Source organism: Niabella sp. CPT15-335-S11, assembly GCF_058792415.1.
Map to the genome: position 1 here is coordinate 332,473 of NZ_JBYTEI010000003.1, position 22,553 is coordinate 355,025.

General features: G+C 47.2%; 20 protein-coding genes. 7 read left to right on the plus strand and 13 right to left on the minus strand.

The window, feature by feature from the left end; all coding sequences use genetic code 11:
- Positions 1–2 precede the first annotated feature (2 nt).
- Complete coding sequence (locus AC3WS5_RS12445; RefSeq protein WP_492467709.1) at positions 3–365, minus strand: BlaI/MecI/CopY family transcriptional regulator; 363 nt, start codon at positions 363–365, stop codon at positions 3–5.
- A 139-nt stretch (positions 366–504) separates the two neighbouring features.
- On the opposite strand from AC3WS5_RS12445, the gene AC3WS5_RS12450 reads away from it, so the two are divergent.
- From AC3WS5_RS12450 to secG, 7 genes are all read left to right on the plus strand, one after another.
- Positions 505–993 carry a TlpA family protein disulfide reductase gene (locus AC3WS5_RS12450; RefSeq protein ID WP_492467710.1) on the plus strand — a complete coding sequence of 163 codons (489 nt, stop codon included), beginning with the start codon at positions 505–507 and terminating at the stop codon, positions 991–993.
- Between the two features lie 86 nt (positions 994–1,079).
- Positions 1,080–2,363, plus strand: coding sequence for an acetyl-CoA hydrolase/transferase family protein (locus AC3WS5_RS12455; RefSeq protein ID WP_492467711.1), 1,284 nt, complete (start codon positions 1,080–1,082; stop codon positions 2,361–2,363).
- Between the two features lie 223 nt (positions 2,364–2,586).
- The gene (gene miaB / locus AC3WS5_RS12460; protein WP_492467712.1) at positions 2,587–4,029 is read left to right on the plus strand and encodes a tRNA (N6-isopentenyl adenosine(37)-C2)-methylthiotransferase MiaB; all 1,443 of its coding nucleotides are present in this window, start codon (positions 2,587–2,589) and stop codon (positions 4,027–4,029) included.
- Between the two features lie 59 nt (positions 4,030–4,088).
- On the plus strand, positions 4,089–5,339 hold the full coding sequence (locus tag AC3WS5_RS12465; RefSeq protein ID WP_492467713.1) for a sigma-54 interaction domain-containing protein: 1,251 nt from the start codon (positions 4,089–4,091) through the stop codon (positions 5,337–5,339).
- On the plus strand, positions 5,320–5,853 hold the full coding sequence (gene lptE / locus AC3WS5_RS12470; protein ID WP_492467715.1) for an LPS assembly lipoprotein LptE: 534 nt from the start codon (positions 5,320–5,322) through the stop codon (positions 5,851–5,853). The genes AC3WS5_RS12465 and lptE overlap by 20 nt, the downstream gene beginning before the upstream one ends.
- A gap of 8 nt (positions 5,854–5,861) precedes the next feature.
- Positions 5,862–6,722: a DUF8458 domain-containing protein gene (locus AC3WS5_RS12475; RefSeq protein ID WP_492467716.1), complete on the plus strand. Its 861-nt coding sequence runs from the start codon at positions 5,862–5,864 to the stop codon at positions 6,720–6,722.
- Positions 6,719–7,090, plus strand: coding sequence for a preprotein translocase subunit SecG (gene secG, locus AC3WS5_RS12480; protein WP_492467717.1), 372 nt, complete (start codon positions 6,719–6,721; stop codon positions 7,088–7,090). The genes AC3WS5_RS12475 and secG overlap by 4 nt, the downstream gene beginning before the upstream one ends.
- Before the next feature lie 203 nt (positions 7,091–7,293).
- Here secG and carA read toward each other — a convergent pair whose 3' ends face one another.
- From carA to AC3WS5_RS12540, 12 genes are all read right to left on the minus strand, one after another.
- Complete coding sequence (gene carA, locus AC3WS5_RS12485) at positions 7,294–8,421, minus strand: glutamine-hydrolyzing carbamoyl-phosphate synthase small subunit (RefSeq protein WP_492467718.1); 1,128 nt, start codon at positions 8,419–8,421, stop codon at positions 7,294–7,296.
- Between the two features lie 128 nt (positions 8,422–8,549).
- Entirely contained in the window at positions 8,550–9,647 is a 1,098-nt protein-coding gene (locus AC3WS5_RS12490) for a glycosylase (RefSeq protein ID WP_492467719.1), read from the minus strand.
- Positions 9,648–9,734: 87 nt separating this feature from the next.
- A complete protein-coding gene (locus AC3WS5_RS12495; RefSeq protein ID WP_492467720.1) occupies positions 9,735–12,431 on the minus strand; it encodes a glycoside hydrolase family 78 protein in 2,697 nt (898 codons plus the stop codon).
- Positions 12,432–12,511: 80 nt separating this feature from the next.
- Positions 12,512–15,178, minus strand: a complete 2,667-nt coding sequence (locus AC3WS5_RS12500; protein WP_492467721.1) for a glycoside hydrolase family 95 protein — start codon at positions 15,176–15,178, stop codon at positions 12,512–12,514.
- A 162-nt stretch (positions 15,179–15,340) separates the two neighbouring features.
- Positions 15,341–15,541, minus strand: a complete 201-nt coding sequence (locus AC3WS5_RS12505; protein ID WP_492467723.1) for a hypothetical protein — start codon at positions 15,539–15,541, stop codon at positions 15,341–15,343.
- A gap of 17 nt (positions 15,542–15,558) precedes the next feature.
- The gene (locus AC3WS5_RS12510; protein WP_492467724.1) at positions 15,559–16,482 is read right to left on the minus strand and encodes an amidohydrolase family protein; all 924 of its coding nucleotides are present in this window, start codon (positions 16,480–16,482) and stop codon (positions 15,559–15,561) included.
- A gap of 10 nt (positions 16,483–16,492) precedes the next feature.
- Entirely contained in the window at positions 16,493–17,509 is a 1,017-nt protein-coding gene (locus tag AC3WS5_RS12515; protein ID WP_492467725.1) for a zinc-binding alcohol dehydrogenase family protein, read from the minus strand.
- Positions 17,510–17,526: 17 nt separating this feature from the next.
- Complete coding sequence (locus tag AC3WS5_RS12520) at positions 17,527–18,459, minus strand: aldo/keto reductase (RefSeq protein ID WP_492467726.1); 933 nt, start codon at positions 18,457–18,459, stop codon at positions 17,527–17,529.
- A 182-nt stretch (positions 18,460–18,641) separates the two neighbouring features.
- The gene (locus AC3WS5_RS12525; protein ID WP_492467727.1) at positions 18,642–19,241 is read right to left on the minus strand and encodes a fibronectin type III-like domain-contianing protein; all 600 of its coding nucleotides are present in this window, start codon (positions 19,239–19,241) and stop codon (positions 18,642–18,644) included.
- The gene (locus AC3WS5_RS12530; protein ID WP_492467728.1) at positions 19,207–19,614 is read right to left on the minus strand and encodes a glycoside hydrolase family 3 N-terminal domain-containing protein; all 408 of its coding nucleotides are present in this window, start codon (positions 19,612–19,614) and stop codon (positions 19,207–19,209) included. Before AC3WS5_RS12530 ends, AC3WS5_RS12525 begins: the two co-directional genes overlap by 35 nt.
- 95 nt (positions 19,615–19,709) lie before the next feature.
- Positions 19,710–21,617, minus strand: coding sequence for a hypothetical protein (locus AC3WS5_RS12535; protein ID WP_492467729.1), 1,908 nt, complete (start codon positions 21,615–21,617; stop codon positions 19,710–19,712).
- A gap of 10 nt (positions 21,618–21,627) precedes the next feature.
- Positions 21,628–22,365: a galactosamine-6-phosphate isomerase gene (locus AC3WS5_RS12540; protein WP_492467730.1), complete on the minus strand. Its 738-nt coding sequence runs from the start codon at positions 22,363–22,365 to the stop codon at positions 21,628–21,630.
- Positions 22,366–22,553 lie beyond the last annotated feature (188 nt).

The window sequence follows — 22,553 nt, forward strand, 5'->3', positions numbered from 1 at the left end:
CTTTACTTTTTCTTGCCGGACTCGATCAGACGGAGAATTTCTTTCAATTCCCTGGCGGAGATCTTCTTACTATCCACAAAGAAATTTACTAATTCTTTGTAAGAATTGCTGAAATAATCACGCACTACATTACCCATAAACCGACGCTTATACTCCTCCTCCGATACAGCGGGTTTATACACGTAAACATTGCCAAAAAGCCTGCTGGTCAAATATCCTTTCTTCACCAGGTTCTTCATGGTGGATGCCACCGTTGTATAAGGTCCGGGCGCATCCATCTTTTCCATAAAAGCCTTTACGTGACCCTCCCCTGTCTTCCAGACAGCTATCATCACCTGCTCTTCCTGTACCGTTAATTTTTCCATAATTTACGAATTCACTGCAAATATTACGACAAACTCGTAATGCACCAAAACTTTAACCCGTTTTTTAGTAAACTTTAGCGCTTATTTCCTATTTTGCAGAACTTGGGTGGCCTGGCCAACCTGCTTAAACCTTTTTCTTATGAAATACTGGATGTATTTTTCCTTGCTGTTACTGTGGGGACCCTTTGTATCTGCCCAGAGAATGGCGCCCTACCAAAAACTTAGAACCATACCTTCTGTCAGGCTGCTGAATGCAGATAGCAGCGCGTTCGAACTCAGGTCGAGACTTGATAAAAAGAAACCCTTGTTAATTGTTGTGTTCAGTCCGGAATGCGACCACTGCAAACATGAGACAGAAGAAATGATCAAAAATATCGACAAATTCAAAGATATCCAGATCGTGATGACCACACCGCTCCCCCTGGCCAAAATGAAAGCATTTGCCGATCACTACAAGCTGGGGAACTATAGTAATATCCTGGTAGGCAGGGATTATGCCTATGTGCTGCCCACCTTTTACGGTATCAGAAATCTGCCCTTTCATGCTTTTTATACAAAAGATAAAAAGCTGATCAACGGAGTTGAAGGTACCATGAAAATAGAAACGATCCTTAGTAATTTTAGGTGAGATGATTTCCTGAAAAAAAGACTAACCTGCTAAAAATCATAGTTTAAACAAAAAGCCTGCATTAGTTTTGCAAACAAACGTTTGCTATGACACAGGACTCATATGTATCAGCAGAAGAAGCCATATCCCTGATTTCCAGCCGTTCCAGGGTATTCTTCCACGGCAGTGCCGCTACGCCGGTTTTTTTATTCAGAGAGCTCGCCCGGCAGGCCGGCAGACTCCGGAACGTGGAGATTGTCTGTATCACCGTTCAGGGGAACATTGAGATCGCCAATCCCGAATTCGCAGAATCGTTTTTTGTCAACAGTCTTTTTGTATCCGCTCCCGTCCGCGAAGCCGTCAGTAGCGGCAGGGCAGATTACATACCAGCATTTCTGAGTGATATCCCCGATCTGTTTAATTCAGAGCTGCTACCTCTGGATGGCGCCGTGGTCATGGTCTCCCCGCCCGATAAACACGGATACTGTTCTTTGGGCACCTCGGTAGATATTGCACGCTCGGCTGTTGACCACGCCCGTTTCATTATTGGACAGGTCAATCCCCGGATGCCCCGTACCCACGGCGACAGCATGATCCACGTGGACCGGTTTGCCAAACTCGTCTGGCATGAAGAACCTCTACCGGAAACAGATTATGCAGCAAAAACAACCGAAGATGAGCTGCAGATCGGGCGATATATTGCTGAGCTAATCGATGACAAAAGCACCCTGCAGGTAGGCATCGGCACTATTCCCGACGCGGTACTGAAAAACCTCAGGAACCACAAAAACCTGGGAGTACACACCGAAATGGTCAGCGATGGTATTATCCAGCTCTATCTGGATGATGTGGTCAACAACAAATGCAAAAAAATCCATCCTAATAAATCGGTAACTTCCTTTGCCAACGGAACCAGAAAATTATACGACGTCGTGGACGATAACCCTGCTTTCGCGTTTCTCGACCTGGATTACGTAAATGACCCTAACGTGATCATGAGAAATGAACGGGTAATCGCCATTAACAGCGCGATTGAAGTAGACGTTACAGGCCAGATCTGCGCAGACAGTATCGGCACCTATCATTACAGCGGTATTGGCGGCCAGATGGATTTTATGCGGGGAGCTGCTATGAGCAAAGGTGGAAAACCGATCACCGCCATCACCAGCCGGACCAGAAAAGGCATTCCACGGATTGTTCCCTGGCTGAAGCAAGGCGCCGGCGTAGTCACAACCCGGGGGCACGCGCATTATGTGGTGACTGAATATGGCGTAGCCTTTCTCTTCGGTAAGAACCTTCGCCAGCGGGCAAAAGCATTGATCCAGATCGCCCATCCCGATGACCGGGAGAACCTCGAGAGAGCCTGCTACGAGAGATTTAAAATATTTTAACGAAATTTTGTCGATAGCCCTGATTCTGCAAGGACGCCAAATTAATGAATAACTAATCGGCCAAATTCCTGGTTTTGTCGGGTTAAATGAGGGATTTTAGACAATCCGGCGAAGTTTGCCACTTATAAAAACGATCATTAAAGCCCCGCTGAAATAACACCTGTCATACTGTCATATCGTTATACGAATTTTATTATCTTTGCTTCCCTTTAAATTATATTTAATGTTGGAAGTTTTCGTAAAAAAGGAACACGATGAGGCAAGACAGGGCGAGGCTTTTGCACCGTTTGCTTTAGATCCGAATGAATACCGGAAGAAATTCTATATAGAAAGTTATGGATGTCAGATGAATTTCGCGGACAGCGAAGTTGTGGCTGCTATTTTGAATAAGGAGGGCTTTGGCGCTACCCGAAACCTGGAGGAAGCCGACCTGATCTTCATCAACACCTGCTCCATTCGCGAAAAGGCAGAACAGACCGTGAGAAAGAGACTCAGTGAATTTAAGAAACTGAAATCCGGCAACCCTGGTATCCTGGTGGGTGTTCTGGGTTGCATGGCGGAAAGGCTTAAATCACAGTTTCTGGAAGAAGAAAAACTGGTCGATATTGTTGTTGGGCCTGATGCTTATCGCAGCCTGCCGCAACTCGTGGAAGATGCGGGGTCCGGACAAAAAACGGTAAATGTCCTGTTGAGCCGGGAAGAGACTTATGCCGATATTTCTCCGGTAAGACTGAACAGCAATGGCATCACGGCTTTTGTCAGCATCATGCGGGGCTGCAATAATATGTGCTCGTTCTGTGTGGTGCCATTTACCAGGGGTCGGGAAAGAAGTCGCGATGCGGAGAGCATCCTCCGGGAATGTACCGAACTATTTGAAAACGGATATCGCGAGGTAACGCTGCTCGGGCAGAATGTGGATTCCTATTTATACGAGCCGGGCGATGAAGGCAGCGCTGTCAACTTTGCAAAACTGTTGGAAATAGTAGCAAATATATCGCCCGATCTGCGGGTCAGGTTTTCCACCTCCCACCCCAAAGACATTACCGAGGAGGTCCTGCATACCATGGCATCGTATGAAAATATTTGCAAATGTATTCATCTGCCTGTACAAAGCGGTTCCACCCGGGTGCTTCAGTTAATGAATCGCACTTATACGAGGGAATGGTATATGAATAAGGTCGACCAGATCCGGAAGATCCTGCCCGGATGCAGTATTACTTCAGATATTATTGCAGGATTTTGTACAGAAACGGAGGAAGACCACCAGGACACATTGCGGATCATGGATTACAGCAGCTACGACCTGAGTTATATGTTTGTTTATAGCGAGCGCCCGGGAACACTGGCTCAGAGGAGGTACGTGGATGATATTCCCCTGGATGTAAAGAAAAGGAGGCTTCAGGAAATTATTGATAAACAAAACACCCTTTCACTGGCAAACTATCAGCAGGACATTGGTAAGACTTACAGGGTGCTGATCGATGGAGACAGCAAAAGGAGCGCTGAAAGCTGGGTGGGACGCACCTCTCAGAATAAAGTGGTTGTCTTTCCTAAAAACGATCATGGGTTAAGAAAAGGTCAATACATCAACGTGACGATTCAGGATTGCACACAGGCAACGCTGTTCGGAAAAATACAGGAACCCGTAACTTCGGTAATGGAATAAGGTGCGAGGGTTTTAATCGCGTTATCAGGCTCCAAAAAAGTAAAAAAAGATCATCAGTTATGGATCTGCAATCAATAAAAAACCGGTTTGGTATCATTGGAAATGCGCCTGGCCTGAATTACGCGCTACAGGTCGCGATTCAGGTCGCCAATACGGATCTGACCGTCCTGATCATCGGTGATAGCGGTGTGGGAAAGGAAGCCTTTTCATCTATTATTCATACACTCTCCGCCCGAAAGCACAACCCGTTCATAGCTGTGAATTGTGGCGCTATTCCTGAAGGCACCATCGATTCCGAACTTTTCGGTCACGAAAAAGGTTCATTTACCGGTGCAGTCGATTCACGGAAAGGTTATTTTGAAACGGTGAATGGCGGTACCATCTTCCTGGATGAAATCGGTGAGTTACCGCTGGGTACACAGGCCAGATTACTTCGTGTACTGGAAGCGGGAGAATACATCCGGGTAGGGTCCAGTAAGGTGCAAAAAACAGATGTACGGATCATAGCTGCCACAAACAAAGACCTGCTTCAATTGGTGGAGCACAACAAATTCCGGGAAGACCTTTACTATCGTTTAAGCACGGTGCCCATCCGGGTTCCCTCACTGGCCAGCCGCAAAGAAGATATCGTGCTACTATTCAGAAAATTCGCATCAGATTTCGCTGATAAATACAAAACCCAGTCGGTCCAGCTTGAAGACGATGCCAAAAACCTCCTCCTCACCTATCCCTGGCCTGGAAATGTCCGTGAACTAAAGAATATCGCTGAACAGGTTTCAGTGCTTTCGGAGGATAAATCGATCAGCGCAAAAGAACTTGGACGCTACCTGCAGCCATACTCCAACAACAGGCTACCGATGGTAGTGCAAAACCAGGTAACCCATGAGTTCCAGAATGAAAGGGAAATTCTGTATAAGGTGGTGTTTGACATGAAGAAGGACGTCAACGAACTAAAGCGGATGTTTGTGGAGATCCTCCAGAACCCGCAGGTTGCCGAACAGCATCCCGAACTGGTGAATAACCTCAACGAACTACGCTCGGCTCCCGAAAATTATCACCCATTGGTGAACTCTGCAGCTATTGCTGCCCCCCCATCTCCCCAGCAACATATCCCCGTAATAATGGACCATGATATCCAGGAGCCTGAAGAGGTAGAGGAAAGTCTAAATATTATGGACAAGGAAAAAGAATTGATCATTAAGGCCCTGAAAAAGCACAAGAGCAAAAGAAAGGATGCTGCGCTGGATCTGGGAATCAGTGAAAGAACCCTGTACAGAAAATTAAAGGAATATGACATCGAAGATCTATAAAAAATTTTTCGCGATTTTGGCCGTGGCGGTCCTGACGGTTTTTGTCTGGCTTCAAACAGGCTGTGGCGTTTATCGCTTTAAAGATGTGAGTATCCCTGATTCGGTACATGTTGTACGGGTAAAATTTATTGAAAATAAAGCGGGATATGTCAACCCGACCCTGGCGCCGAGACTCACCGATAAACTGCGGCAGAAAATCTCCAGCCAGACCAAACTGACGCAGACCAACAATGACAATGCCGACTGGGATATTGAGGGCACGATCACAGGTTATAGTTTTTCAACCTCAGGTATTTCCAATCAGCAGGTCAATATGAACAGGCTGAATGTCAATATTAGTCTGGTGGTGCTGGACAAAAAATCGGGAAAACGGACCAACCCGCCTTACACGGTTACCCGAAGTTTTGATTACTCGGGCAGCATGTCGTTGCAACAGGCCGAGCAAAGCCTTGAAACGCAAATGCTGAGAGATCTTACAGATGATATGTTTAACCGGATATTCTCAAACTGGTAATTAAGTACATGCGGAACCTTTTGAATGCAATATCGAATTCATTCTTGTCCCGGGAACTCGGGGACTGCAGTCTGCAGGAATTATCAGACCTTGCTCAGTCACAGCCCTACTCCGGTTCAGTTCAGTTACTGCTGGCTCAAAAACTGAAGGACGAGGATAATCCTTCCTGGGAGCAACAATGGCAGAAAACACTATTGTACTTTAGCAATCCTGCCGCACTCCACTACTGGTTTACTAAAAAACCCGTCCTCAGCCCCTGGGAAAAGAAAAACGCGGACAACCTGCCCGGGTCTAATGCCGCTGAACCGGACTCGACAGGCCAGGAGGAAATATTGCCGGTGATTACAGAGCCACCATCTGCCCCGGTTACACCAACCGTGGAACCTGATGTATCCGATACGCTACCTTCCCGGGATCCAGAAGCCGCAGCAGTTGCAGATAAGGAGCAGCCTTTACCGACTTTTACGATCCTGCCTCAGGACGCCAGGAATACTGAATTAGTGTTCACCCCTTATCACACGGTTGATTACTTTGCGTCTCAGGGTATTAAACTTTCGGACGACAAAAACACGCGAGATCATTTTACTCAGCAACTGAGGAGTTTTACAGACTGGCTGAAAGAAATGAAAAGGCTGCCCGAAGCGGAAAGAAGCGCCCGTCTGGTGGGAAAAGAAGAAAGGAAAGTAGAGGAAATGGCGGGCAAATCATTGACAGGCGAAAACGCAATCACGGAAGCGATGGCGGAGATTTGGATAAAACAGGGAAACCGGGCGAACGCGCTGGCAGTATATCATAAATTAAGTTTGCAAAATCCCCTTAAAAGAGCTTATTTTGCAGCCAAAATCGAACATTTAAAGAAATCTTTATGACCACTTTATTCGTAATATTGATCGTTATTGCTGCCGTGGCTCTGGGTTTGATTGTCCTGATCCAGAACCCCAAAGGTGGTGGGCTGGCTGGCAGCTTCGCAGGAGTGAGCACTCAGTTCATGGGCGTGAAACAGACCAATGACGTTCTGGAAAGGGGAACCTGGATTTTTGCTGCGGCCATTGGCATTTTGAGCCTGCTATCGACTTTCTTTATATCCGGATCCAAATCAAGCGATGTCGGCGGAAGATTACAGGATATCAGCACCCGTCCGGTTCAACAACAACAGCAGGCCGCGCCCGCCGTTCCGTTTAGCAGTGGGGTCCCCGCAGCAACTGCACCGGCAGCCGGAAAAGATTCAACTAAATAGCGGATTAATTTGTTACAGTATATGGGCGTTTTCTGACCTCGTCTATTTTTATCAAATTTCTCGATAAACGCATAAAAATTAAAGGCATCTGTTTAAACAGGTGCCTTTTTTTAATTGATGCGTTTGCAGGACGAAGCGGCCACACGATAATCCAGGAAGATATCATCCTGAAAAGAAATTCCAACCTAAGTGCGATTCCCTGGTTATTGATTATTTCTGGCCTGTGACTCTTTGTATTGTTTGATCATTCCGATGAAATCATCAAAAAGGTATCTGGAATCATGGGGGCCGGGCGTGCTTTCCGGATGGTATTGCACAGAAAAGGCCGGTTTACCTGTCATGCGGATACCTTCGATGGATTGATCGTTCAGGTTGATATGGGTCACTTCTATGCCACTGGCGGTTCTTACCGCTTCAGGATCTACACCAAAACCATGATTCTGGCTCGTAATTTCAGATTTTCCAGTCACCAGGTTTTTTACAGGGTGATTGAGTCCCCGGTGTCCGTGGTGCATCTTAAAGGTAGGAATACCGTTAGCGAGCGCCAGCAACTGGTGACCCAGGCAGATACCGAAAAGGGGTTTTTCAGATTCGATCATCTGCTGAATGGTCCCCACCGCATAATCCATCGCAGCCGGGTCGCCAGGGCCATTTGACAGGAAATAACCGTCTGGGTTAAAAGCTTTCAGCTCTTCAAAGGTTGTCTTTGCGGGAAAAACTTTCAGATACGCACCACGTGAAGCAATACTTTTCAGAATATTCTGTTTCGTACCATAATCCAGTACTGCGATCTTCAGGTCTGCATCGGGTTCTCCTACGGCAAAAGGCTCGGGTGTCGAGACTTTTGACGCCAGTTCCAGTCCGTTCATATTAGGCACCGCTTCAAGCCTGCTTTTCAGTTCATTGATATCAAAAATTTCCGAGGAAATAATACAATTCATAGAACCTTTTGTGCGTATGTGAGCAACCAGGGCCCGGGTATCCACCCCGTGAATTGATACGATATTGTTCTTTTCCAGATATTGCTGCAACGAACCTTTTGCTTTCCGTCTTGAATAGTTCTCATTTAGGTTCTTGGCTATCACGCCGAGGATCTTCACACCATTGCTCTCAACGTCCTGATCAAAAACGCCATAATTCCCCACATGTACTGAGTTCATGATCACGATCTGGCCAAAATAGCTGGGATCAGTAAACACTTCCTGGTAGCCCGTCATTCCAGTGTTAAAGCAAATCTCGCCGGTTGTGGTTCCGATAGCGCCGAATGCCAATCCTTCAGCAACGGTTCCGTCTTCCAATAATAAAATTGCGGGTTTGTGTTTATCAGACATGTCGAAAGGTTTGAAATGAAAAATCGGGCAAAAATAGGATAAAATTGGAAATTGAGAAGGTATAAAATTCGGCACTCCGGGAAAACCTGGCGGCTTACGACATGAAATAAGCAGATCTGCCAGATCTGTCAGTTATCAAAATGCAGGGAACTCTGCCCTTTGTCAACCGATGTAGCCACTGCGATACCGCGATTATCCTTTTCATCCACCGCACAGTAAAAATGATAGACCACTCCTTTATATTTCAATATAAAGGATTTATGTGCATATCTTTTGTCGAACGCCGCAGATGACCGGATCAGGTCGTCCCCGTTCCAATCGGTCCAGTGAATCAGATCATAAGAACAGGCGAACCGGTTAAAGGCGTCTGACCGCCCCTGCCAGAAAGCGCCGAAATAAAACATCACCCATATTTTTCCAATTTTCTGAATCACAGGATCGCCCGTAATACCCGCGGGATGATGCACCACAGGCTCTTTCAAAAACCTTGTCCAGTGCACCATATCATTGGAGACAGCCATACCTATTCTTTCATACCAGCGGGTTTCTTTGTTATCTGGCAGCGAATCCCCCACCGCGTTGTAATACATTACAAACCGGCTGCCGGTAAGTCGATCGCGGTCTTCAATGACAGTGCTCTTAAATAATTTATTTCTGTTTTCCCACCACCGCACATCCGGGTCTTTGGCAGTTAAAACAGCATTGGGCAAACGGTCCCAGGCAAAGGCACGATCCGGTTTCTTCGTGGTGTAGGCCATCCCTATTGCCAATGGCTCGGGTTCATAGCCTTCGCCAGAGCCGCCAACGTAGGACATCCAATATTTCCCGCTATATTTTTTCAGGGAATAGTTGCCACCCCATTCTGTGTTAGTCAAAGCGTTGTACCCTGCCTTCTGACGGGTATCCCAACCGTGCGAGGTAAAGGCCAATTGTTTTCCTATCACCTTCCAATTCAGCAGATCCTTACTACGCGCCAGCCAGGTTTCATAACCGCCTCCGTCAAAAACGATATAAGTCATAAACCAGGTATTGCCAGACCTGTAAACAGTGGGGCAGTCGATTTTATGTTTCGCATCGGGAGGCAATAGTACCAGTCCGTATTTGTAGGGCGTTCTGACTTCCTCAAATATTTTCTGCATGACAGCCTGCGGGACAACTTTCTGCGCCCGGGAAGGAATCCAATTGAATGATAACAGAAATATTAGTATTAATTGAATCAGTTTCATGTGTAGTTTTTATATTTTTAATTATCACATGTCAGCATCTTATATGATCTATAAATCTTGTAATAATGCACTTAACCTCCTACGTGGTTATTTTAGGTTGACTATAAAATTATACGACCCTGATCCCAGCTTTACCGGCGCCTTTTTGCTTGCCGGCGGAAAATATACCGTGGCCACGGTATTCACCGGGATTATCACACTCAGGTGAAATTTGTCAGATTCTTTTGTCCAATTTACAGCGATCCTACCGTTCACCGACTTATAAGATGCCCGTGCATACTTGATATCACCCACGGGCTGTGGTTTGATCTCTATCTCTTTAAACCCCACCGATCCTTCTTTTTGTCGGATACCGCATAGCCCGGAATAAAACCATTCCATGAGATGTCCCAGCATCAGGTGATTGTTGGAAACATTTTCAAACGCCTGCCAGGACTCGGTGAGCGCGGTGGCGCCTTTTTTTAGCTGGTAACCGTAACCGGGCACATCATCGCGGCTGTTCATATCATAAATAACATCACTGCGACCAGCGTCTTCAAGCGCACGTAACACGTACCGGTATCCGACATCGCCCGCTGTCAGCGCATTGTTTCGCGACCGGAGATCTTTGATCAAACTCTCCAGCACTGCGTCTTTATAAGCAGGGTCCACCAGACCCACACAGATGGCTATCGCGTTGGCGGTCTGGCTGCCTGACGCATATTGCTTCCGGGACTCATCAAAATATTTGTTATTGAAAGCAGTCTTTACTGCGCTAGCCAGATCCTGAAACTGCTTCGCTTCATCCTTTTTGTCCAATAGGTCGGCGCCCTTCACCAGTATGGTCAGGTCATAATAATACATGGCCGTAGCGGTTACCCCCAACGGCGTCAGTTGAGAAACACCGGGGCTGCCCGGACCGATATCAAACCAGTCACCGAGCCCATACGAAATAATATGATTCCCGGATTTACTTCTCAAATACGCTACATATTTTTTCATCATCGGGTAGGCCATTTCCAGAACAGACTTATCGCCATACCACTGGTAGGTGTACCAGGGCAGGATGACAGCAGCACTTCCCCATTCCGGAGAGTCGCGGAAGCCCCCGCCAAATTGAACATACTCGGGCGCTATATCAGGGACCATTCCATCCGCGGTTTGCGCCTGCATCATGTCCCTGATCACTTTTTCGTACAAAGCGGCAATATCAAAATTATATTGGATGGACGTCCCCATGAGATGAGTCTGCTCCAGCCATCCCAGCTTCTCGCGGTGCGGGCAATCTGTGACAACACTTGCCAAATTACTTTTGATCGCCCATTTGATCAGTTCATTTGTTTTATTAAACAATTCCGAAGAACTGGAGAATTCACCAATCGTCTCGGCGCTATTGCGGATATGTATACCCCTGATATCCCTGATCACCGGCAGTCGGGATGTATTATCTTCACCGTTTGGTGAAGCTCCCTCAACCTGGATATAGCGGAAACCATAATAAGTAAACCGGGGCTGCCATTTTTCAATACCCCTGCCGTTCAGCACATAGGTGTAATAATGAGGGCTCCCCGTAGCTTTTTGATTGGCACTGCCGTCTTCATTGATCAGCTCAGAAACGTACATCCGTATGGTGTCCCCCTTTTGTCCTTCCACTTCAATCGCCGGGATACCTGAAAAATTCTGTCCCAGATCATAGATCCAAACGCCCGGGCGGAGGAGTTTCTTGCTGACAGGCCTGAACTGTTCAAATTGTTTTACCGGCTCCGCTATCTGCGGGGTCATTTTTCCCGGACCTTTCGTCGACAGCGCATTGCTCCAGGATCTATCATCAAAACCCGGCTTATTCCATCCTGCCTGCTCCTGGTTGGCATCGTAGTCCTCCCCACCGTAAATGCTTGAAAAATAAATGGGTGAAGTTGTGGTTTTCCAGGATGAATTGCTCACGATAATTTCGGAAGTGCCGTCTCTGTATTTGACGGTCACCAGTGCGATCATCTTAGGGTATCCATAAGCGCCGGTTAGTTTCCGGTAGCGCTCCCCGGGTATATAATAAAATCCATTACCCAGCATCACGCCCAGGACATTTTCACCCTGCTGCAATTGCCGGGTAATATCGAAAGTAACATACTGTGCTTGTTTGCTGTACTGCGCCCATGCGGGATCTAAAAAATGATCGCCGGTTTTCTGTCCGTTTACCGACAACTCAAACTGTCCCAGTCCCGAAATGAAGACCGTCGCGCTTTTCAGCTGCTTGCGGATCTCAAATGTCTTCCTGAACTGAGGTAAGACATCAGGTCTGTCACCCCAGGCTTTCTGCCCATTGCCATGCGCGAAAGGGACTATAACGCTGCTGTCTGGCAGTTCCTGAAAGGCGATCCATGTAGCGCCCTGCCAGTCTGCTTTATCGGGCAATCCCATCTGCCAGAAACTAATATCACTATATGGTGAACTATTTCCTTTATTATCCCACACCATTACTTTCCAATAATAGGTCCCGCCGGGGAGAAGTCTCTTGCCATCGTACCGAACGTTCACTGCATCTGTGCTACTGACTTTTTTTGAATCCCAGATATCACCCTGGTTTTCTGACAACAACCCGGGATCACTGGCGACGATGATCCTGTAGGCCGTTTGTACTATATCTTTCCCGGTTGACTGTATTTCCCAGCTAAGCCGTGGACGCGGCTCCACAATCCCAAACGGATTTTTCCGGTATTCACATCGGAGACTGCTAACCTGCAGTCCCTGGGCTGTTCCAGCCAGTGAAAAAAGGATAGCCCATAAAAAAATCAGCTTTGTTCTCACATTAAACTATTTTTAAGTGTATAATTTTACATTAGTATCTGCTACACCCTGGACCGCGATATGAGCAGTCCTCTGTTATATCAAAGTTGTTTCTGCCGTTCGAGTGATCCATTAAAAGTATAAACTCCATTCCTGGAGGCTGCCAGCTTCACTACTTTCCCGTTGTAACGCAGGAGACAATCTCCTCCCGTCAAAGAGATCACCTTGAGCTTTTGCAGCTTCCCCTTATCCCATTTGATATCCAGGGTGAAATTCCCCCTTGCCCTGACCCCCCTAATTTCCCCCGTAGGCAATGCCGCCGGCAGTGCCGGAAGAATATCGATGTATTGCGTGTGCGACTGTAGCAATAATTCGCCAATACCTGCTGCGCCACCAAAGTTTCCGTCGATCTGGAACGGGGGATGGGCGTCAAATAAATTAGGGTAACTGCCAGCACCGCCAATCGCCGGACTCAGCAACATCCGGATCAAATTATAACTGTGTTCCGCATCTTTGAACCGGGCCCACAAATTGATCTTCCAGCCAAGGCTCCAACCGGTAGCGGCATCGCCGCGGTATATTAAAGATTGTCTTGCGGCCCTCATCAGATCCGGACTGCTCTCCCAATTGATTTCGCTTCCGGGATACACCCCCCAAAGATGCGATACATGCCGGTGTTTATTGGTGGTATCATCGATATCCTGCATCCACTCCTGCAACTGACCATATTTCCCTATCTGGTTTGGCGCGATCCTGGCATACTTCTCTTTCAGCTCAGAGCGCAGGGAAGCATCCAGGCCTAATAATTCAGATGCCGAGATTGTATTTTTGAAAAGCGCCCGGATGATCTGGTGATCCATCGTGGGACCTGCCACCAATCCGCCCTGCTCGGGTGAATTCGAGGGAGTGCTGATCAGCCAACCTGTTCGCGGGTCCTTCACTAAATACGTATTAAAAAATAAAGCAGCCTGTTTCATAATTGGATAAGCCGTATCGCGCAGAAATTTCAGGTCGCGGGTATAAGCAAAATGTTCCCATAAATGATCGGCGAGCCAGGCGCCACCGGTTACCCAAATGCCGTGATTGGAGGCGTTGATGGGCGCTGTACCCCGCCACAGATCGGTGTTATGATGCAATACCCAGCCGGGGGCCCGGTAATACTCGCGTGCCGTCTCACGTCCTGCGACCGACAGCTCCCGGATCATCTGAAAGAGCGATTGGTGCATGGGCGAAAGATTGAGCAGCTCTGCCGGCCAATAATTCATTTCGAGATTTATATTGGTCGTGTACTTACTGCCCCAGGGTGGATTGAGCTGGTCGTTCCAGATTCCCTGGAGGTTCGCCGGCCTGGTACCGGGGCGAGAACTGCTGATCAGCAGATAGCGACCGTATTGCAGGTAAAGGGCTACAAAAGACGGATCATCAGAACTGGCAAACCGGGCTAACCGCTCATCAGTCGGAAGTAGCGACGGATCGGAGTTGACATACTTTTTCACCAATGAGTGAATTTTACCGCGATCCGGATTTGGGAAGCCGACAGAAAGCGTGTTGAAATAACGCTGGTACTCTTTGATATGGGATGATTGAATGGCTGCAAATGATTTACCAGCATTCCTGGCCATCGCAGATACAGCCCGCAATTCCGCTTCATTATCCTTCACCGGCTGATCGTAACCATTGAAGTTTGTATAAGCATACAGGTATAATGTTACCGCATTGGCATTCCGGACAACCAATTTGTTTCCCGAAATACTGCGCTCGCCACCTTCCGTGTTACAACTTACCAGCGCCGCTCCTTTTAAAACGCCGTCCCTGACTTTCACACCCAGCTTTAATACGCCATCGCTAAATTTTTCAACCGAAAAATTCTTATGTGGACTGCTTAATGCAAGTTCAAAACTGACGCTATTTTTCCTGCTTGCAGTTAAATGCACGGCTATTGCCTGCGCCGGCTCGCTAGCCAGGTATTCGCGTTTATATCGTACTCCATTGTATGTATAGCTTGTCGTCGCCATAGCATTGCTTAGTTCCAGGCCGCGATGATACTGAGAAATCTTTGACTCATCCAGATTGAAGTTCAGGTACAAATCGCCAAAGGGCTGATAGCTTGCCTGGTACTGCCCTGCTGCGGGCGGTTCATCATCCTGTATAAAATATTTCCATCGGCCGTTCAGATAGGTACGATCTTCATCTGTGATCCTGTTCAGATCGAGTTTCAGATCACGGCCAAACCAGGACTCAGGCAGTTCGAAGCTGGTTCTAAACCAGATTGCACCATCCAAGCCTTCAAAACCTTCAGCTTCCCATCCATCATAGTTTGGTACGCGGATTTCCTTCCAGGCCGCATCATTATAATCCGGCAATGACGGATTATCGGGCTTCTGGAAAATCGTGTTAATCTTAGCCACCCAGGCTTCTCGGCTGCCTTCGTTTGATTTCAGCCCCATAAAATGTTGCTCCGCGATCGATTCGGCGGCAGCCTGTTTACCAGCAAATAATAAGTTCCTGATCGTGTCCAGATAGTGCCAGGCGCCTTTTTTATTATAATCACGCGGGTACCCGGTCCATAAGGTTTCTTCGTTAAACTGTATCCTGTCCTGTTTTGCACCGCCAAAGATCATCGCACCCAGTCTCCCGTTACCGATGGGAAGCGCCTCCACCCACTTCTGCGCAGGTTTATTATACCATAGCGTTAAATCCTGTGCGAACAGTGTCTGGGTTGAAATCAGCAACACCCATAACCCAGCCACTTTAAGTCCTTGTATCATATTGAGCAATTTTAACCGTTTTACTGCAGGTTTAATTTTCTGATCTTCTCAGATCTTCCGGATCAACTTCCTGACCACAGGTTATCATGTCCTTTATGACCAGGATATTGTGCAGGATGACATCTTTACCATGATTACCTGGCAGGCATTTCCCGCAGCCCGCTAATATACATCGCTTCTTTCGTATATGCGGTAATATTGCTCAGACGGATATTCGGGAATCTGGGCGTTCCTTCGGAAACTGGTTCTGGCGGCGTTACTGACAGGCAAATGGATAATAACGGTCTCCGGGGGTTTGGCGGCCGCACATAGCATCCCAACAAATACAAATAGTTCCATTAAGTTCAGGCGTACAATATCCATTCCTCAGTTACTTATTTTTATTCACACATGTTCCTGATGTAAGGCAAGGACATCAAATCATTAAACCCATAAAAATCGCGAGCATTCTCTCCCAGGAAATATCTCTTTTCATCCTTTGTCAGCAAACCGGACCTCAGGATAAAATCGTAAGACATCTTATAAGTGATAGCTGTCATGGTGCGTGGATAATCGGATCCCCACATGAGTTTTTCGATACCCACGAGTTGAATCGCTTCCTTTATTGCCCCGACCGCGCTATTAAACGGATAAAACTCATCATTAAAAAGCCAGGTGATCCCGCCCGATTCAATCCTAACATTTTTGTTGGAAGCCAGTTTGATCTGTTCCTGCCAGCCTGGCCGGGTGACCATCCCAAAATGCCCGATCGCTATTTTCAATGCGGGGTAGGCGGCGATAATCTCTTTCATTTCTGCAACCTGCTGATCGCCATCCGCAAGATCTATCGACAAGATCAGGGAGCGTTCTTCCATCAGCGCGAAAATCCTCATCATCTCATCGGTATTCAGATATATCCTTGACTGATCATTGATCAGCCGGTTTGCCGGAATCTTCATGGCTCTGAATCCCTGGTCGATCAATGCCTTTGTTCTTTCAAAATATCCCGGCTTTCGCGGGTCGATGAGTCCACAACACAGAAACCTGTGGGGGTATTTTTGCTGAACCTCCCATAAATAGCTGCTTTGATCGCCGTCGATGAACTCCTGGGTAATGACAGCGGCGGAAACCTGCGCGTAATCCATATTCGACAGGAACACTTCAGCCGTATTTCTTCCATCAATCAGATACGGTGGCAGCATCTGCCGGGTCTCCCCCATAAACAACGACTTCCCCCCGGTGAGGCTTTTGATCTGCATGCCTTCAACCAGGGCGCCCTGGTGTAACCAGAGATGTGCATGAGCATCTATGATGGGGAAATTCATATAATTATTTTTAGAATTTTATCAGATACCGGAAAACCTTACCTGGTTCAGCAACCCATTGCTCCAATACCTGTTGCGCCTCTCCGGGTTCAAAAATCCCTGAGATCAGTTTATCGACGGGGCAGGTTCCGCGTTTAATATATTCCATCACCGCCCGGAAATCTGAAGGCAATGCATTCCTGGAACCGCGGATGTCCAGCTCCTTTTGTACAAAGAATTTTGTCTGAAAAGACACTTCTGCTTTCGCATAACCTATGCAGATTACCCTTCCGGTAAAAGCCACTTCATTGACAGCAGTAACATAGGTAGCCGGGCTTCCCACTGCTTCAATCACGACATCGGGTCCAAATCCATACGTTATTTTTTGAAGTTCGTCGTGCAGGGACTGCGATGCACTGTTGATCGTGAACATCGCACCTAATTCCTTTGTCAGCGCCAGTTTCCGGTCATCGATATCCACGGCGATGACTTTAGCTCCCCTCAGTGCCGCTCTGATGATCGCGCCGAGGCCAATCATTCCGCAACCCAGGACCATCACGTAATCCAGATCAGTAACCTCCGCTCTGGCCACTGCATGAAAACCTACACTCATGGGCTCCACCAGCGCAAAGTTGCGTGGTGTAATAGCATTATCTACCAACACTTTTGACCAGGGTACAGCCTTGTATTCGCACATGGCGCCATCTCTTTGTACACCAAAGGTTTCGTTGAATTCACAGGCGTTCACACGCCCGTTACGACAGGCGGAACATTTACCGCAATTTGTATAGGGGTTGATTGTACAGGCATACCCGGCGCTAAAACCGGGCGGAACCTCTGTGCCAAGTTCTTCAATGACTGCGCCGATCTCGTGGCCGGGAATCACGGGGAGTCTGGCCATCGGGTTTCGTCCTAAAAAAGTATTAAGATCGGAACCGCAAAAACCCACGTACCTTATCTTAACCAGGATCTCGTCAGGTTTTAAAACCGGTTTTTCGATATCAACCAGGGATGTTCTCCCTTCCGCTTCTATTCGCACTGCGTTCATAATGTTCTTTTTTTACTTCAGCTATTCAACCAGGTGTCTCTCATCCGCGGCTCCAGAATTTTACGTACCTCAGCCAGTAAATCCTCATCCAGCGGCTCTTCCGCCCACCTGATGTTACGAACCACATGCTCAGGGTTGGCGGTGCTGAAGAGGGTTGTGGCGATCTCTGGGTTTGAGATCGAATATTTGATGGCTAATTGTTCAATCGACTTTCCCATTGACCTGCAATATTCCACAGCTTTTCTGCAAAGGTCGATCAGCGGTTTTGGCGCGGGATGCCAGTCGGGCACACCCCTTTCCGTCAGCAGCCCCATCGAAAATGGCGAGGCATTGATCACGCCCACTTTACGCTCCCTGAAATAGTCGAGGTAATCCACCAGCGCATCATCATTGAGGCAATAATGGCAAAATGAAAGCACCGTTTCCACGGTACCCGCGGGCACATGGTCAATGATATATTTGAAATGGCGCAGCGTCAGATTGGTGATACCCACATGCCGCACGACCCCTTTTGATTTTAGTTCCACCAGCCCCGGCAGGGTGGTTTTACAAACCTGTTCCAGATCTGAAAATTCGATATCGTGGACGCTGATGAGATCCAAATAATCCGTATGCAGTCTGTCCAGGCTTTCATAGACACTTTCCACCGATCTTTTTGCGGAATAATCCCAGGCGTTCACGCCATCTTTACCATAGCGACCGACTTTGGTTGATAGATAAAACTTCTCGCGATCAATCTCTTTTAATGCTTTGCCTAAAATAATTTCTGCTTTCAGATGACCGTAATATGGAGAAACATCGATAAAATTAATCCCGTTGTCCACAGCGGCGAACACAGCATCCATGGCGCTTTTCTCCGTTACCTCGTGAAAAACGCCACCCAAAGAGGAGGCGCCAAAACTAAGCGCCGAAACCTTCATTCCGGTACAACCAATTTCCCTGTATTCCATGAATCAATGTAAATAGACAACAATATTGTTCTACCCCCGCCATGGGTTTTGCGGCTCCAAGTTAGCCCCGAATTCGCTGCGAAACAAACGCGTAAGTTCCTTTATTTGCGCAATCGTTCCCGGACGGCTCCGCACGCTGACCCTCATGGAGCCCCGGCATTATGGATACTCCGAGCAATAATTTATTTCTCCCAGTTTATTTTCTTACTGAGCAGGTCCCGCGAGTTTGACCCGATCATAATTTCGAACTCGCCACTTTCCCAATCGTATATCAAAGAATCATTATAAAATTTCAGGCTTTCCGGGGTAATTTCAAAAGTAACGATTATTGATTCACTTTTTTTTATCATCACTTTTTTAAACCCCTTCAACTCCTTCACGGGCCTGACAACTGAACCGACCATATCCCGGATATAAAGCTGAACCACTTCCTCTCCGTCATAGCTACCGCGGTTCGTGATGTGCACACTGGCTTTGAGCGTTTGATAGCCTTTGAGTGATGTTGCGCTAACCTTTAAATCGCTATAATCAAATTTTGAGTAGCTCAAACCGTAGCCAAATGAATACTTCGGATAAATGGAAAGGTCGATATAAGCTGAGCGATAAAACCTGTCGCTATCGCTGGTTGCAGGTCGACCGGTATTAAAATGATTATAATAAATGGGAATCTGCCCCTCAGATAACGGGAAGGTCATAGGAAGTTTTGCCGAAGGATTATAATCACCAAAGAGTACATCGGCTATGGCATTACCGGCCTGGGTACCCAGCCACCAAGTATACAAAATAGCCGTGGCATGGTCGGCTGTCCAATCTGGCTGACCTTTCTATCGCTTCCATATCCCAGCTCGCAGCTTCCGCCAGTGGTATGGGAAAAGTGGTCCGGTACCCGTGAATCACGTCCTGGCCAAATAACAGCGGAATCTTCAACCGGCTCTTCAGCGCCTGCTGCTGCAGGGTCGTCGTATGATTCACTCCCATGATATTCAGCATGGAACCGACCATCCCTTTCCGGATCTGTTCCTGCTTTTCATCATCACGGGTAATCGGACCCGTCACCGCCCAATCGCCATTGTATTGATTCAACTGGCCGACCTTCTCTTCCAGCGTCATTTTCCGCAAAAGCGATTCCACTTTCTGGCTGATTGTCTGTGACATGACTAAACCTGTTTGAGAGATCAAACACGTAAAAAGTAACCACTTGTTGATCTTATTGTTCATCCGTATATTTTTTATTTAAGCTCAGGCGGACCTCACTTTTCGTAATAGGTCAGTAACGATATCAGATAAGCCCCAGCGCCATAACCCACCATGGGTACCATGCCAATATACTGCCCGTCTTTATCACGAATACAATTACACCAAACCTCCGACTGATAAAATTCGGGGGTCACTAACTGCATTTGTTTCTTATTGCTGATCATTTCAGGCAGCAGGTTGAAATTGGCCGAAGCCTGGTTGGTCAGGTAACGCGTCATCTGGTAGCCTCTGTTCCTCTCGCCCAGCATAAAATGAGCCAGGGCAATGCGGAGGTTCATAAAGACCCATTCCTGGTTTTCATAAGGATCGGTGCTACGCAAGCGGATATATCCGTCCCGCGGGCCTTTTATCCGCATAGTGCTGTCGTAAGCCTGCATGTGCCTTGCGAAAAGTTGCTTATCTGTTATCAGGGCGTTGGCAAATATTTCGAAAGTACCGCCATCCCAGTACTCATGATCTCCGGTGCTGAAGTCTTCTGCGTTTCCCTTAAAATACCGGTCATCGATCAGCATATATTTCTTCAGTGCCCGCTTCATCTCTGCAGCTCCTTTCGCGAATTCAAGATATGGGAGATGATGCACTTGTTGCAGTTGTGCAAACATCTCCAGCCCGCGCGCACTGACTCCGGTAGTAAACGTATATTTTTTTACCAACGCCAGGTGGTGCTCCCAGGGACCGGAATCAGCTTTAATCAAGCCGGTTGCGTCTCTCACGTGCAGGATGGGACCGGCAACTTCTCTGGCTACCAATTCGCGCCATTTATTATAAAAATCCTTGTCACCACTTGTGTTTATATATTGAACAAATGCCTGAAGAAAAAGACCCCATCCGTCAAATTCGATATTCGGACCATCCTCATTAAAATCGCATTCTTCCCGCCCGTTTCCGAAATACCTGGTGAGTGAAATAACGTAGGGTACTCCAGCGCCATAATCTTTGCCGTCCTTGTGTACATAGTGTACAAACTGTCCGGTTGGCCGGGCATTCAACATAAACTCAAGCCCTTTTCTGGCCTCGTTAAACATTCTGAGCTTTATCATCGCTTCGATGGCAAACACCCCGTCGCGCACCCACGCGGTATGCCACAAACCGGGCCGGATGGAGGCGATGATCTGACCATGGGACCTGGAAAAGATTTCCTTATCAGACACCTGCGACATCTTCAGTACCGAGACAGACTGCTCTACAACATTCCTTTCGGCTGTCGTTAGCTTTGCGGGGATTTTGCAGGTTGAGATCAATGTTCGCATATACCTCAGCTCCTCATCTACCAGGGAATAATTTGCCCTTTGCAGTTCTGCCGCCGTTTTTTCCAGAATGGTCTTATCGGTATGCAGCGAATCCGTGAAAGAATACATGAAGTACTTTTCATATCCGCCTTTTTTATAAGGTTTTAAAAAGGCAGCTTTTAAGGCACTGCCATCAATTCGCACGGGGAGATCTTCCAGCGGATTCTCCAAATGATCAATACCACGTACAATGGTCCCCGCACCTGTTTGAGCATCGAAATCAAGGTCACGGATCTTCTCCTTATTTCCCCTGGCGATGATATAAAACACCTTGTCCTGCCTGGTAAATGAAGCCAGGTAATACAGGTCAAAATCTTTGAAATGGCAGGTAATGATATGGGTATTCTCCAGGTATCTGGTCTGAAGAGGTTTATAATTTCCCCTAAGTGTGATATTTCCTACGAACGGATGCACATACTTGTCCGAATCAATCAGTGCAAAAATATGAGGGTACACATAATCAATGTGCCCTGCCTTCACATTATATACGGATACGATCAGTCCGTTAGACGTTGGAATCTTGAACTGGCTACGCGCGACAGGCGGTTCAGCAGCCATGGCGTTAATTACAAGTAAGAATAAAGGAAGCAATACATAAGCGCTCTTTTTCATAGCTGATGATTTATGTTTTATCAACCGGTAACGACCCCGGGTATGCATCTTCCTGAATGATACAATCCACATGATGATGCAGCCATAATAAGGAAGCGGGAATCCTGCAGGTTATTTGCCTGGATAGAAGTTTTTGTACGATGCTCTTTTTTTTCGGACCGTTAATCAATAGCAATATTCTTCGTGACAGCAAGATATCCGCCACACCCATAGTGAGCCCATACGAAGGCTTCTCCTCCAGATTCGCGAGCATCGAATGACCGCGTGATGAAGTTGCGATCTCAGCAACGTGACACCCAGCAGTTAATACCCTGGCTGGTTCATTTAATCCAATATGCCCGTTAACTCCCAATCCAAGGATACAAAGGTCCGGCGGGCCGGATTTGTCCAGTTTTTTTTGGATCCGTCCGCACTCCTCTACGGGCTTCGGGGAGTCGCTTTGAAAACTAATATAATTTTCCTCAGGAATCGTTAGCGGCCGAACAACAAATTCCTGCAAATAGTATTCACAGGTAGCTGGGTTGTTCATGGGCAGTCCGCCCCACTCATCCAGTTTGATGATGCGCATCGTATCAAATAATTCCGGGCGTAGTGTATGTTCATGCTTGAGCAGGCGGTAAGCGCCCTTGGGGCTTTCGCCGGTAGCTGCGCATAAGAGCATACCGGGTTTCTTTTTGAGTTCTTCGATAATTATATCAGCACTCAGCTTGCTAAGCTCGTCGTAATTTTTGACAATATGTATCTCCATGTTGCGAGTGGATTGATCAAATAACGCTTGAAATTCATGACCTACCATCCGGGACTTTGGGTTAAAGTTCCTTTTGAAAGTTGTAGCTACTGTAAAGGTCGGAAATCCAGATCGTTCTTTTCCTGAGTTTAGGGTTTTTAGCACGGTAAATTAAACTACCCCGCAGCCTCAGGCATTTCACCGTAAAA

Excerpts from the sequence above, each read along its gene's own strand:
- AC3WS5_RS12450 (WP_492467710.1), top strand. The coding sequence starts at position 505 with ATGAAATACTGGATGTATTTTTCCTTGCTGTTACTGTGGGGACCCTTT.
- AC3WS5_RS12455 (WP_492467711.1), top strand. The coding sequence starts at position 1,080 with ATGACACAGGACTCATATGTATCAGCAGAAGAAGCCATATCCCTGATT.
- secG (WP_492467717.1), top strand. The coding sequence starts at position 6,719 with ATGACCACTTTATTCGTAATATTGATCGTTATTGCTGCCGTGGCTCTG.
- AC3WS5_RS12510 (WP_492467724.1), bottom strand. The coding sequence starts at position 16,482 with ATGAATTTCCCCATCATAGATGCTCATGCACATCTCTGGTTACACCAG.
- lptE (WP_492467715.1), top strand. The coding sequence starts at position 5,320 with ATGACATCGAAGATCTATAAAAAATTTTTCGCGATTTTGGCCGTGGCG.
- AC3WS5_RS12445 (WP_492467709.1), bottom strand. The coding sequence starts at position 365 with ATGGAAAAATTAACGGTACAGGAAGAGCAGGTGATGATAGCTGTCTGG.
- AC3WS5_RS12540 (WP_492467730.1), bottom strand. The coding sequence starts at position 22,365 with ATGGAGATACATATTGTCAAAAATTACGACGAGCTTAGCAAGCTGAGT.
- carA (WP_492467718.1), bottom strand. The coding sequence starts at position 8,421 with ATGTCTGATAAACACAAACCCGCAATTTTATTATTGGAAGACGGAACC.
- miaB (WP_492467712.1), top strand. The coding sequence starts at position 2,587 with ATGTTGGAAGTTTTCGTAAAAAAGGAACACGATGAGGCAAGACAGGGC.
- AC3WS5_RS12465 (WP_492467713.1), top strand. The coding sequence starts at position 4,089 with ATGGATCTGCAATCAATAAAAAACCGGTTTGGTATCATTGGAAATGCG.
- AC3WS5_RS12535 (WP_492467729.1), bottom strand. The coding sequence starts at position 21,617 with ATGAAAAAGAGCGCTTATGTATTGCTTCCTTTATTCTTACTTGTAATT.
- AC3WS5_RS12490 (WP_492467719.1), bottom strand. The coding sequence starts at position 9,647 with ATGAAACTGATTCAATTAATACTAATATTTCTGTTATCATTCAATTGG.
- AC3WS5_RS12530 (WP_492467728.1), bottom strand. The coding sequence starts at position 19,614 with ATGTCACAGACAATCAGCCAGAAAGTGGAATCGCTTTTGCGGAAAATG.
- AC3WS5_RS12505 (WP_492467723.1), bottom strand. The coding sequence starts at position 15,541 with ATGGATATTGTACGCCTGAACTTAATGGAACTATTTGTATTTGTTGGG.
- AC3WS5_RS12515 (WP_492467725.1), bottom strand. The coding sequence starts at position 17,509 with ATGAACGCAGTGCGAATAGAAGCGGAAGGGAGAACATCCCTGGTTGAT.
- AC3WS5_RS12520 (WP_492467726.1), bottom strand. The coding sequence starts at position 18,459 with ATGGAATACAGGGAAATTGGTTGTACCGGAATGAAGGTTTCGGCGCTT.
- AC3WS5_RS12475 (WP_492467716.1), top strand. The coding sequence starts at position 5,862 with ATGCGGAACCTTTTGAATGCAATATCGAATTCATTCTTGTCCCGGGAA.
- AC3WS5_RS12500 (WP_492467721.1), bottom strand. The coding sequence starts at position 15,178 with ATGATACAAGGACTTAAAGTGGCTGGGTTATGGGTGTTGCTGATTTCA.